Source organism: Methylobacterium sp. Gmos1, assembly GCF_053764715.1.
In genome coordinates, this window is sequence record NZ_JBSNCC010000003.1 from 260,247 (window position 1) to 272,392 (window position 12,146).

Below are 12,146 nucleotides of genomic sequence, written 5' to 3' on the forward strand. Positions count from 1 at the left end.
CCAACTCGGTCGACCGGCGTTTCTGGGGACCTCGACGCAACCCTGCTCGGAGACTTCGATGCTGACGCGCTTCCTCGCCACCGCCGGCGCCCTCGCCCTGACCACCGGCCTCGCCCTCGCCCAGACCACCGCGCCGACGGCGCCGACCGCTCCGGGCACCGCCCCGGTGACCACCGCGCCGGCCGCGACGTCGGGAAGCGACATGAAGGACATGAAGGAGTGGCAGGCCGCCAAGCTGGCCAAGATCAGCCTGGCCGACGCCATCGCCACCGCCGAGCGGAAGGACGGCAACGGCCGGGCGATCGACGCCGATTTCGAGAAGGCCGACGGCAAGAACCCGACCCACTGGGCGATCAAGGTCGTCTATCCGGACGGCAAGCTGGTCGAGCACGGCATCAACGCCGATACCGGCGAGCTCTACAAGAGCGAGAACCAGCCGATCGAGCGCTACTTCACCCGCCTGAAGGTCGCCGACTTCAACAACGCCAAGGTCTCGCTGAAGGACGCGCTGGCGCTCGCCGAGAAGCAGGCCGGCGGCGGCAAGGCCTACGAAGCCGAGGTCGAGCGCGAGGGCTCGGCCGTCGCCTACGAGATCAAGGTCGCGCTCGCCGACAACGAGAAGGAAGTGAAGGTCGGGCCGGACGGCCAGATCATGAAGGACTGACCGTCCGATCGGTCACGCGTCACTGCTCCCGGCCCCTGCTGACGCAGGGGCCGCCCTCCTGCGCGGCGGCTGGGCGACATCAGCGCCTTGATCGGTGACAAGCAGCGACGACATGCAGCGACCGCGTCACCGCACCTCCTGCAAGTCCCCCGCCTGCAAGTGCGCCTGCTGCAAGTCCGCCTGCCGCTCCTCCGCCACTCCCGCCAGGTCCTCGCGGATCGCCTGCGTGATCGCCTTGAGTTCCGACGCCGCCCGGTCCCGCGGCTGGCTGGCCGCGATGCGGTGGGCGGCGACGATGCGGCCCGGGCTGCCGGCCAGCACCACCACCCGGTCGGCGAGGTAGACCGCCTCCTCGATGTCGTGGGTGACGAAGAGTACCGTCTGGCCGGAGGCGCGGCAGAGCCGGATCAGCTCGTCCTGCAAGGTCTCGCGGGTGAGCGCGTCGAGGGCCGAGAACGGCTCGTCCATCAGGAGCACGTGTGGCTCGACCGCGAGCGCCCGGGCGAGCGACACCCGCTGGCGCTGGCCGCCGGAGAGCTGGAACGGCCAGCGCCCGGAGAGCGCGCCCAGGCCCAACCGATCGAGGGCGCCTTGCGCGCGCCGGCGCCGCTCGGTCCGGGGGAGGCGCAGCTTCTCGAGCCCGAAGGCGACGTTGTCGAGAACCCGGCGCCAGGGCAGCAGCCGCGAATCCTGGAACACGAGGGCGACCGCCCGGCGGCCCGGCTCCGGCGCGCTGACCGAGACGGTGCCGGCACTGGGGCGCACGAGGTCGGCGATCACCCGTAGGAGCGTCGACTTGCCGACGCCGGAGGCGCGGACGATCGCCAGGAACTCGCCCGGCTCGATGTCGAGGTCGAGGCCGGACAGCACCGTGGTGCGGGCGCCGTCGCGGGTGAAGGTGAGGGCGAGGCCCTGGATCGCGATCAGGCCCGCCATCGGAGCATCCAGCCTTGCAGCGCCGTGAAAGCGGCGTCGAACACGCCGTAGAGCAGCGCCATGGTGAGCATGTAGACGACTACGATGTCGGTCGCGAGCAGTGTCGAGGCCTGCATCATCCGCTGGCCGAGGCCCGCGACGCCAAAGATCTCGGCCGCCACCACCGCCATCCAGGCCTGCCCGATCGCGGTGCGTACGCCCACCAGGATACCGGGCATGGCGGCGGGCCACACCACAGTCACCAGGCGCTCGGGCGCTGAGCGGAAGCCGAAGGCGGCGGCGAGCTCGATCAGGTCGCGGTCCACGCCGCGGATCGCCCCGTGGCTGGCAAAGTAGACGATCCAGAACACCCCGATCGCCACGATGAACAGCGCCGCCTCCGGGCTGACCCCGAACCAGATGATGGCGAACGGCACCCAGGCGAGGCCCGGCACCGGTCGCAGGACCCGCACCACCCAGGCGGTGAGGCCTTCGGCCGTGCGCGACATGCCCGTCAGCGTGCCGGCGGCGATGCCGAGGACGAGGCCAAGTGCCAGGCCGCCTAGGTAATGTCCGAGGCTGCCGCCGATCGCCGCGAGCCACTGGCCGGAGCGCAGCTCGCGCAAGAAGGCCTCCGGGATCACCGAGGGCGGCGGCAGGAAGGCCGGGTTGACGAAGCCGAGCCGGGGAAACGCCTCCCACAGGGCAAAGAAGGCGGCGAGCCCGAGGGGCGGGAGCAGCAGCGCCGCGGGGCGGGATCTCACGGGATGCATCTCACGGTCGTGGGCTCACTTGCCGGCGACCGCGCGCTCGTAGAGCCGCGGCTCGAACAGGCCGTCGAGGGGCACCTCGCGCTCCAGCGCGCCGATCTTCACCTGGTAGCGCTGCATCGCGGCGGTGGCCTCGACGATGGCGCGCGGGTCGGCGGAGAAGCGCGTCGCCGGGGAGGCGAGCGCCCGGCGGATCGTGGCGGTGTCGACGAGGCCCTTGCCGAGCGAGGCCTCGACGATCGGCGCGACGCGCTCCGGGTCGCGGCCGATCAGGTCGACCGCCCGCACGATTCCGGTCACGATCGCCTGGGCGACCTCGGGCTCCTTGTCGAGGATGGCACGGGTGACGGCGACGACGGTGCCGGGCTGGCTCGGGAACATCTCGCCGCCGAGCGCCATGAGGCGGATCGCCGGGTTGCGGCCGGTGACGATCGAGACCGCGGGCTCGCGCAAGATGCCGCCCTCGACCGCGCCGGCGAGCACCGCCTGCTGGGTCGCGTCGATCCCCATCGAGACGATCGTCACATCCTTCGGGTCGGCCTTCGCCACCTCCCACAGCCAGTGCTGGAGGGTGGTGTTCGGCACCGAGCCGAGGGGCTGGGTGGCGAGCCGCGCCGGGGTGCCGGTGGATTCGCGGTAGCGCCGAAACACCTCGGCCGGGGCGACGCCGGTCTCGGCGAAGCGGGCGAGCTTGGGGCCGGCGACGAACACGTTCTCCTCGACCGAGGTGGCGGCCACCACCTTGACGTCGATGCCCTTGGAGCGCGCGACGCCGAGCGGCGCCACGCCGGCGACGTAGACGTCGAGGGTGCCCGAGGCGAGGGCCTGGATCATGTTCGGGCCCGACTCGAAGGTCGTGACGGCGAGAGACAGGCCCGCCTGCTTCAGCCAGCCCTCCTTCTCGGCGACGAAGATCGGGCCTGCGGCGAGGATCGGGATCACGCCGACCCGCAACGGCGCGGCGCGGCCTTGCGCCCGCGCCGGCGTCACGCTCCCGAGGGCGGCACCGGCGGCGAGGACCGGGGCTGCCTCGAGGATGCTGCGTCGCGTGATGGTCATGGCCGGCCGTCCGAGGAGAGGAATCGCGTCCGCTTAGGGCATCCTCCTGCGGCGGTGCAAGAACGGCGGGTACATAAGAAAAATTCTCTATCTACTCGATGTATAGTGGCATAATTTTCTATCTCGCATCGATTGCGGAGAAGAACCTACAGCCTGCCCCCGTGGAGTCGCCCCCTCCCCCTGGCACGGCCAGTCCAATTTTTTGGTCAGCACAGGCAAGCACCGGCGCGCCGGCCTCTTCTAACCTCGGGTCGTCGGCAACGCGCCTCGTGCTGCAACAGGAGCCCGGACCAGGATGGCCCTCTCGCGTCGTGACCTCCTCCGTACCGCGGCCGCCGTTCCGCTCTCCACCCTGGCGATGCCGGCTTTGCTGCGCTCCGCCCGGGGCGAGACGCCGATCCTCGTCGGCTCGCTGCACGACCAGTCCGGCCCGATCGCCGCGTCCGGCACGCCGATGGTCGAGAGCCTGAAGCTCGGGATCGAGGAGGTGAACGCCGCCGGCGGCCTGCTCGGCCGGCCGTTGCAGCTCGTGCACTACGACACCCAGTCGAACATCCAGATGTACTCGCAATACGCCCAGCAGCTCGCCGTGCGCGACAAGGTGGCGGTGGTCCATGGCGGCATCACCTCGGCCTCGCGCGAGGCGATCCGCCCGACCTTCAACCGCTTCCGGGTGCTGTACTTCTACAACGTGCTCTACGAGGGCGGGGTCTGCGACCGCAACACCTTCTGCACCGGCACCACCCCGGCCCAGACGGTGGAGAAGCTGGTGCCCTACGCGATGGGCAAGGACAAGAAGAAGGTCTACATCATCGCCGCCGACTACAATTACGGCCAGATCACCGCCAAGTGGATGCAGAAATACGTCAAGGACCAGGGCGGCGAGACGGTCTCGGTCGACTTCTTCCCGCTCGACGTGACGAATTTCGGTCCGACGATCTCGAAGATCCAGGCAGCGAAGCCCGACCTGCTGTTGTCGGCGCTGGTCGGCGGCAACCACACGGCGTTCTACCGGCAATGGACCTCGGCCGGGATGAAGGGCCAGATCCCGATCGCCTCCACCACCTTCGGCCTCGTCAACGAGCCCACCACCCTCAACGCCGCCGAGAGCGACGGCGTGCTCGGCGCCTACGGCTATTTCGAGGAGCTGACGACCCCGGCGAGCAAGGCCTACGTCGCCAAGCTGAAGAAGCAATCGCCGGGCATTCCCTACATCAGCGAGCTGGCGGCGGCGACCTACGAGGGGTTCTACCTCTGGGTCGAGGGGGTGAAGAAGGCGAAGTCCATCGACCGGATGGCGGTGACCGAGGCACTAGAGACGGGGCTCTCCTTCGACGGGCCGACCGGCAAGGTCACGGTGGATCACGCCACCCACCACGTCACCCGCAACGCCTACCTGGCGGTGGTCAAGGACCGCAAATGGGACGTGCGCGAGACCTACCCGGACGCCAAGCCCCAGGACACCGCGGCGGTGTGCAACCTCATCAAGAACCCGCGCGAGAACAAGCAGTACGAGATCTCGATCTGAGATCTTTCTTCGATGATGCGACCCTCCACGTCATCCCGGGGCTCGCCGCAGGCGAGAACCCGGGATCCATAACCGCTGACGAGGCAAGACGAAGCAGGACGCGCGCCGCCTTTTCCTGAGACCTCGGCGGTTATGGATCCCGGGTTCCGCTGCGCGGCCCCGGGATGACCCGGAGGGTGGCAGGACCGTGTGTCTGTTCGACCCTTATCAACGAAACTCCCCCGCCCGGATGATTGCATGGACCTGTCGCTCATCATCGCGCTCGACGTCGTGAACGGGGCCGCCTCCCTGTTCCTGCTCTGCCTCGGCCTCGCGATCATCTTCGGGATGATGAAGATCATCAACCTCGCCCACGGCGAGTTCGTGATGCTGGGGGCCTACGCCACGGTGATCTCGGCCAATGCCGGGCTCAACATCTGGATCGCGATGCTGGTGGTGGCCCCGCTCTTCGTCGGGCTCGTCGGGCTCGTCATCGAGCGCTGCCTGATCCGCTTCCTGTACGGGCGCCTCGTCGATTCGATGCTGGCGACCTGGGGCCTCAGCCTGTGCCTCATCGGCCTCGTCACCACGATCTTCGGCAACACCATCAACGGCGTGCCGACGCCGCTCGGTGGGTTCCAGGTCGGAGCCTACCGGTCGAGCTGGTACACGATCTTCCTTCTCGCCATGGCCGTCGTGACGATGGCGCTGGTCTACGGCGTGCTCCGCTTCACCCGCTTCGGCCTCGTCGCCCGGGCGGTGATGCTGAATCCCGGCATGGCGGCGACGCTGGGGGTCAACCCGGCGAAGATCTACATGGCGACCTTCGGCATCGGCGCCGCGATCACCGGGCTCGCCGGCGGGCTTCTCGCGCCGGTCTCCGGCATCACGCCGGTGATGGGCACCGCCTTCGTCGCCAAGTGCTTCATCACGGTCGTCGGCGGCGGCGCGGCGATCATCTCGGGCACCCTCTCGGCGGCCGGATTGTTCGGCGTCGTCAACCAGCTCGGCGCCTTCTTCACCACGCCGGTCTACGGCGAGGTGATCCTGTTCCTCTCCGCGATCCTGCTGATCCGCCTCTTGCCGCAGGGCATCTCCGGCCGCTTCTTCAAGGGGACGCTCTGAATGCCCGCCGCCCTGTCGCGCACCCTCCAGGGCCTCGCGGTGCTGGCCGCCATCGCCCTGGTCGTCGTCCTGCCGGCCTACGTCGAGCTCTTCACCCTGATGCAGCTGACGCTGTTTGCCGCCATGGCCGTGCTGGCGCTCAGCCTCGGCTTCATCTGGGGGTTCGGCGGCATCCTGTCCTTCGGCCAGACCGCGTTCTTCGGCTTAGGGGGCTACGCCTACGCGATCGCGGCGATCAATCTCGGTGATTCGACCAACGCGATCCTGCTGGCGATCCTGTGTCCGGCGCTGTTCGCCGCGGCGCTCGGCTACTTCGTGTTCTACGGACGGATCAGCGAGGTCTATCTCGGGGTCATCACGCTCACCGTCACACTGATCCTGTTCAACGTCGTCAACTCGACGGCGGGCGACGCCTACACGATCGGCCAGGCGCGGCTCGGCGGCTTCAACGGCATCCCCTCGGTGCCGACCTTCAACGCGCCCTACACCCCGGACGCGGTGCTCACGCCCGAAGCCGGGTGGTGGGTCACCGGCGGCGCACTCATCGCCGTCTACCTGCTGATGCGGCTGCTGCTGGCCAGCCCCTTCGGCCGCATCGCGTTGGCGGTGCGCGAGAACGAGACCCGGGCGGCGCTCCTCGGCTACGATCCGCGGCTCGTCAAGCTCGGGGTGTTCATGGTCGGCGGCGCCGTCGCGGGGCTCGCCGGCGCGCTCTACGTCAACTGGGGCGCCTTCGTCGGTCCGACGATCTTCTCGCTGTCGCTCTCGGCCGAGATCATCATCTGGATCACCGTCGGCGGCCTCGGCACCCTGATCGGCCCGGTCGTCGGCTGTGTCCTGATCCAGTTCCTCAATGCCAAGATCGGCTCGCAGCAGCTCGTCAACGCCAACCTCGTGCTCGGCGTGATCCTGGTCGGCTTTGTGCTGCTCCTGCCGAAGGGCATCGTGCCGACGCTGAAGGCCGCGCTCCTCGGGCTCGGCCGCAAGGCCAGGCGACGCCCGGCCGCTTCTCCTTCTGCCCGGACCCAGATCGCGGGAGCCGAATGACATGGGAGACGAATAAGATGGATCCGCTCGTCCCCCTCCTGAAGACCGAGCACCTGACGATGCGCTTCGGTGGCGTCGTCGCTAACGACGACGTCAGCTTCACCCTCGGAGAGATGGAGCTGCGCTGCCTGATCGGTCCGAACGGCGCCGGCAAGAGCACCTTCTTCAAGATGCTCACCGGCCAGCTCACGCCCTCCTCCGGCACCATCGCGTTCCGCGGCCAGCCGCTGACCGGGTTGCAGAGCCACCAGATCGCCCGGCTCGGCATCGGCATCAAGACGCAGGTGCCGAACGTCTTCAACGGCGTGTCGGTGCGCGAGAACATCTGGCTCGCGGCCCGCCGCAAGACGACGCCGAAGTTCACCGGGCCGCTCGTCGACGAGATCCTGGAAAAAATCCGGCTGACGCATCTTGCCGGCGCCACCGTCGGCCAGCTCTCGCACGGCCAGCGGCAATGGGTCGAGATCGGCACGGTGCTGGCCGGCGACCCCGAGCTGATCCTCCTCGACGAGCCCGCCGCCGGCATGACCGACGAGGAGACCCACCGCACCGCCGAGATCATCCGCGAGATCAACAAGACCCGGGCGATCGTCGTGGTCGAGCACGACATGGCGTTCATCAAGATGATCGCCCGCACGGTCACGGTGTTCCACCAGGGCCGGATCATGATGGAGGATGGGATCGACGCCGTGCTCGCCGACCGGCGGGTGCGCGACGTCTATCTCGGCAAGAAGGTGGCGGCATGAGCGCTCTGCTGGACGTCGAAGGCCTGCGGGCGAACTACGGCCGGGTGCCGATCCTGATGGGCGTCGACTTCACCCTGGCGTCGGGCGAGTATCTCGGCATCCTCGGCCATAACGGCATGGGCAAGACCACGCTGATGCGGACCCTGATGGGCCATCTGCCCGCCACCGCCGGCGCGGTGCGCTTCTCGGGCACCGACGTGACCCGGATGCCGATCCACCAGCGCGCCCGCCTCGGCATGGGCCTGGTGCCGCAAGGCCGCGAGATCTTCGCCACCCTCAGCGTGCGCGAGAACCTGCGCATGGGGCTCGCCAGCGCGCCCAAGGAGGATCCGCGCATCATCGACGACGTGCTCGCCGACTTCCCCCGTCTCGTGCGCCTGCTCGACCGGCGCGGCGGCGCGCTGTCGGGCGGCGAGCAGCAACTGCTCGCGCTCGCCCGCTGCCTGTGCACCCGGCCGAAGCTCGTCCTCCTCGACGAGCCAACGGAGGGCATCCAGCCCTCGATCATCGAGGAGATCATCGAGACGCTGCTCGCCTTGAAGAAGCGCTGGGACCTGTCGATGATCATCGTCGAGCAGAACCTCGACTTCATCACCTCGCTGTCCGACCGCGTGCTCGGCATCCAGAAGGGCCGCATCACCGGCGAGGTCTCGCGCGAGGACCTGCTGGCGGGGCGGATCGGCATGGCGGCGGCGTAGCGGGGTCACACCGAATCCTGTTCCCTCTTTCCCGGCCGACTGCAGCGAAGCGGAAGGAGATCCGGGACCCAGCACAAGGACTCGCGAAGCGACCGTGTGTCTGCAACGTTGCCAATATAGCGCCGCTTCGCGGCACTTCTCCCCTGGATCCCGGATCTCCTTTCGCTGACGCTTCAGTCGTCCGGGAAAGGGGAGCGTAAACGAGCCTTTCCAGCCAAAACCAAACCCAGGAGACGCCCCATGGCCATCACCCGCCCGAGCGCAGACCAGGTCCGCGAGCTCGCCGCCAGCCTCCACATGACGATGACGCCCGAGGAGGCCGCCGCCTACCGCGCACTGATGGACGCCTCGTTCGACGCCTACGACGTGGTCGACGCCCTGCCCGACCACATCCCGCCGGTGAAGTATCCCCGCACCCCCGGCACCCGCCCGGGCCCCGAGGAGAACCCGCTCGGCGCCTGGTACTGGAAGAGCGAGGTGAAGGGCGCCGACACCGGCAAGCTCAAGGGCAAGACCGTCGCGCTGAAGGACAACGTCGCGCTCGCCGGCGTGCCGATGATGAACGGCGCCTCGACCCTCGAGGGCTTCGTACCGGCCTCCGACGCCACCATCGTGACCCGGATGCTGGATGCCGGCGCGACGATCCTCGGCAAGGCGGTGTGCGAGCATTTCTGCCTGTCCGGCGGCAGCCACACCTCGGATCCGGGGCCGGTGCACAACCCGCACCGGATGGGCTACTCGGCCGGCGGCTCGTCCTCGGGCAGCGGTGCGCTGGTGGCGGCCGGCGAGGTCGATCTCGCGATCGGCGGCGACCAGGGCGGATCGATCCGCATCCCCGCCTCGTATTGCGGGATCTACGGGATGAAGCCGACCCACGGCCTCGTGCCCTATACCGGCGTGATGCCGATCGAGACCACGATCGACCATACCGGCCCGATGACCGCGAGCGTCGCCGACAACGCGCTGCTGCTCGAAGTCCTCGCCGGACCCGACGGGCTCGACCCGCGCCAGTACGCGCCGCAGGTCGCCGCCTACACGGAGGCGCTGAAGAAGGGCGCCAAGGGCCTGAAGATCGGCCTCCTCCTGGAGGGTTTTTCCGCGCCGGGCATGCAGGAGGCGGTAGCCGACAAGGTTCGGGCGGCAGCCGCCCGGTTCGAGGCCCTGGGCGCAACGATCGAGGAGGTCTCGCTCCCGGCCTACAGGACGGCGGCCTCGGTCTGGACGCCGATCGGGCTCGAAGGGCTGACCCAGCAGATGATGTTCGGCAACGGCATGGGCTTCAACTGGAAGGGCGCCTACGACGTCGGCCTGTTCGACGCCCATTCCGCCTGGCGGAGCAAGGCCGACGACCTCTCCGAGACCCTGAAGATCTCGATGCTGATCGGCCAGTGGGGCCTGACCCACTACCGCGGCCGCTACTACGCCAAGGCGCAGAACCTCGCCCGCAAGGTGCGGGAGGATTTCGCGACCTGCTTCAAGACCTACGACCTGCTGCTGTGCCCGACCCTGCCCTGCACCGCCACCAAGCTGCCGGAGAAGGGCGCGCCGCTGGAAGAGGTGATCGTGCGCGCCTTCGAGATGGTCGCCTCGACATCGCCGATGGACGTGACCGGCAACCCCTCGATGTCGATCCCCTGCGGCCTCGTCGACGGCCTGCCGGTCGGAATGATGCTGACGGCGCGTGACTGGAACGAGAGCGCGATCTACCAGGCCGCCGCCGCCTTCGAGGCCGCCGGCGACTGGAAGACCTTCTGAAGGATCGGCGGGTGAAGACGATCAGCGCCGTCCTCTGCGCCAAGCCGGGCGCGGAGGAGACCCTGCGGGCCGCCCTCCTCGACGTGGCGGCCCACGTCGCCGAGAACGAGCCGGACACGGTCGGCTTCTTCGTCTCGCAGGATGCGGGCGATCCGGCTCGCTTCACCACCTACGAGCGGTTCACCGACGCGGCGGCGATGGACCGGCACAACGGTTCGGCGGCGGTGGCGCGGTTCTTTGCCGTCGCGCAGCCGATTCTCGACGGCGAGGTGATCCTGGTGACGGCCGAGGAGATCTCCTGCCGGTGAGGCGGGCTGAAGTGTTCCTCGCCGAGGCCATGCACGATGTCGTCCCGGGACCGCGCAGCGGAATCCGGGACGACGAAGAGACTATGCTGGATCCACAGGTGAGGAGGCCGTCGCTCACGCCAGACCCGCCGGCCGCCCCGCGTGCCAGTCCGTCACCCCCTGGACCGCGTGGCCGGCCCGGCACAGCAGCGCCTCCGACAGGTGCGGACCGACGAGCTGGACGCTCAAGGGCAGCCCGGCCGCGTCGATCCCCGCCGGCAGGGTGATGGTCGGGCTGCCGGAGAAATTGAACGGCGCGGTGAAGCGCAGGATGCGCAGCAGGACCTCCGGATCCTGGCCGAACTCCGCCATCCGGGCGAGGCTCGGGACCGGCACCGGCATGGTCGGCACCAGCAGCAGGTCGACCTCCCCGAACAGGGCGGCGAGCGCCCCGGAGAAGTCGAGCCGGTCGTGATAGACCGCGCCGAGGTCGAGACCGGTGATGCCCCGGCCCTCGTCGATCAGCCCGGCGAGGTCCGGACCGTACTCGGCGGCCCGCGCCGGATAGGTCTCCCGGTGGGCGAGCGCGGTCTCGACCGAGCAGAACGGAATCCAGCCGCGCACCAGCCGGTCGGTCGGCGGCATGACGACCTCGACGATGCGGGCGCCGAGGTCGCGCAGGGTCGCCTCCATCGCGTCGAGGGCCGCCACCACCTCCGCGTCGATCTCCGCGGTGGTGAAGCGCCGGTCGATGCCGATGGTCAGGCCGCGGATCGATCGTCCGAGGCCGGCGGGATCATCATCCACCGGCGCGGCCAGCGTGGTCGGATCGCGCGGGTCGGCGCCGGCGATGACGCCGAGGATCGCCGCCGCGTCGGCGGCGCTGCGGGCCATCGGCCCGACATGGTCGAGGGAGGCGGCGAGCGGGAAGACCCCGTGGCGGCTGACCCGGCCCCAGGTCGGCTTGATGCCGGTGAGCCCGCAGGTGGCGGAAGGAAACCGGATCGAGCCACCGGTGTCGGAGCCGAGCGAGCCGAAGCACAGCCGCGCCGCGGTGGCCGCTCCTGAGCCGGTCGAGGACGAGCCGACCCAGTGGCCGCGGCCCCACGGGTTGATCGGCCCGGGATTGTCCGGGTGGTGGCTGGTATAGGCGCCCTCGGTCATCGCGAGCTTGCCGAGGATCACCGCCCCGCCCTGCTCCAGCCGTGCGACCACCGTGGCGTCGGTCTCCGGCACCCGGTCGCGGTGGATCACCGTGCCGGCGCCGGTGGCGGCAAAGCGGGTGTCGCACAAATCCTTGATGCCGATCGGCACGCCGTGCAGCGGCCCGCGGCTGATGCCGCGCGCCGTCTCCCGGTCGGCCCGCGCCGCGGCGGCCAGCGCGTGCTCCGCCGTGACCGTGGTGTAGCTGCGGATCTCGCCGTCGAGGGCGTCGATGCGCGCGAGCATCGCCGTCGTCACCTCGACCGCGCTCACCTGCCGGCGGCGGATCGCCTCGGCGATGAAGACCAGGGATTCGTCGTGCAGGCCCGTGGACATCGGCGGTCTCCCGTTTCACGCGCTCGCATCCTTC

12 protein-coding genes are annotated in these 12,146 nt (G+C 69.4%); 8 read left to right on the forward strand and 4 right to left on the reverse strand.

All coding sequences use genetic code 11. The features are described from left to right. The first annotated feature begins 58 nt into the window (after nucleotides 1–58). On the forward strand, nucleotides 59–664 hold the full coding sequence (locus ACS5PV_RS07340; RefSeq protein ID WP_455394678.1) for a PepSY domain-containing protein: 606 nt from the start codon (nucleotides 59–61) through the stop codon (nucleotides 662–664). 126 nt (nucleotides 665–790) lie between these two features. On the opposite strand, the gene ACS5PV_RS07345 is transcribed toward ACS5PV_RS07340, so the two are convergent. From ACS5PV_RS07345 to ACS5PV_RS07355, 3 genes are read right to left on the reverse strand one after another with little or no spacing between them, the layout of a single operon-like run. Then, complete coding sequence (locus tag ACS5PV_RS07345; RefSeq protein WP_455394679.1) at nucleotides 791–1,600, reverse strand: ABC transporter ATP-binding protein; 810 nt, start codon at nucleotides 1,598–1,600, stop codon at nucleotides 791–793. After that, nucleotides 1,588–2,343 carry an ABC transporter permease gene (locus tag ACS5PV_RS07350; RefSeq protein WP_455394680.1) on the reverse strand — a complete coding sequence of 252 codons (756 nt, stop codon included), beginning with the start codon at nucleotides 2,341–2,343 and terminating at the stop codon, nucleotides 1,588–1,590. Before ACS5PV_RS07350 ends, ACS5PV_RS07345 begins: the two co-directional genes overlap by 13 nt. A gap of 24 nt (nucleotides 2,344–2,367) precedes the next feature. Then, entirely contained in the window at nucleotides 2,368–3,408 is a 1,041-nt protein-coding gene (locus ACS5PV_RS07355) for an ABC transporter substrate-binding protein (RefSeq protein ID WP_455394681.1), read from the reverse strand. Between the two features lie 295 nt (nucleotides 3,409–3,703). On the opposite strand from ACS5PV_RS07355, the gene ACS5PV_RS07360 reads away from it, so the two are divergent. From ACS5PV_RS07360 to ACS5PV_RS07390, 7 genes are all read left to right on the forward strand, one after another. After that, nucleotides 3,704–4,936: an urea ABC transporter substrate-binding protein gene (locus tag ACS5PV_RS07360; RefSeq protein ID WP_455394682.1), complete on the forward strand. Its 1,233-nt coding sequence runs from the start codon at nucleotides 3,704–3,706 to the stop codon at nucleotides 4,934–4,936. Nucleotides 4,937–5,173: 237 nt separating this feature from the next. Continuing rightward, nucleotides 5,174–6,040, forward strand: coding sequence for a branched-chain amino acid ABC transporter permease (locus tag ACS5PV_RS07365; protein ID WP_455394683.1), 867 nt, complete (start codon nucleotides 5,174–5,176; stop codon nucleotides 6,038–6,040). Then, nucleotides 6,041–7,087: an ABC transporter permease subunit gene (locus ACS5PV_RS07370; protein WP_455394684.1), complete on the forward strand. Its 1,047-nt coding sequence runs from the start codon at nucleotides 6,041–6,043 to the stop codon at nucleotides 7,085–7,087. Between the two features lie 17 nt (nucleotides 7,088–7,104). Then, nucleotides 7,105–7,833, forward strand: a complete 729-nt coding sequence (locus tag ACS5PV_RS07375) for an ATP-binding cassette domain-containing protein (RefSeq protein WP_455394685.1) — start codon at nucleotides 7,105–7,107, stop codon at nucleotides 7,831–7,833. After that, a complete protein-coding gene (locus tag ACS5PV_RS07380; RefSeq protein WP_455394686.1) occupies nucleotides 7,830–8,531 on the forward strand; it encodes an ABC transporter ATP-binding protein in 702 nt (233 codons plus the stop codon). Before ACS5PV_RS07375 ends, ACS5PV_RS07380 begins: the two co-directional genes overlap by 4 nt. Before the next feature lie 240 nt (nucleotides 8,532–8,771). Beyond that, entirely contained in the window at nucleotides 8,772–10,286 is a 1,515-nt protein-coding gene (locus tag ACS5PV_RS07385; RefSeq protein ID WP_455394687.1) for an amidase, read from the forward strand. Between the two features lie 11 nt (nucleotides 10,287–10,297). Continuing rightward, complete coding sequence (locus tag ACS5PV_RS07390; protein WP_455394688.1) at nucleotides 10,298–10,594, forward strand: putative quinol monooxygenase; 297 nt, start codon at nucleotides 10,298–10,300, stop codon at nucleotides 10,592–10,594. 114 nt (nucleotides 10,595–10,708) lie between these two features. On the opposite strand, the gene ACS5PV_RS07395 is transcribed toward ACS5PV_RS07390, so the two are convergent. Beyond that, a complete protein-coding gene (locus tag ACS5PV_RS07395) occupies nucleotides 10,709–12,112 on the reverse strand; it encodes an amidase (protein WP_455394689.1) in 1,404 nt (467 codons plus the stop codon). Nucleotides 12,113–12,146: the final 34 nt, after the last annotated feature.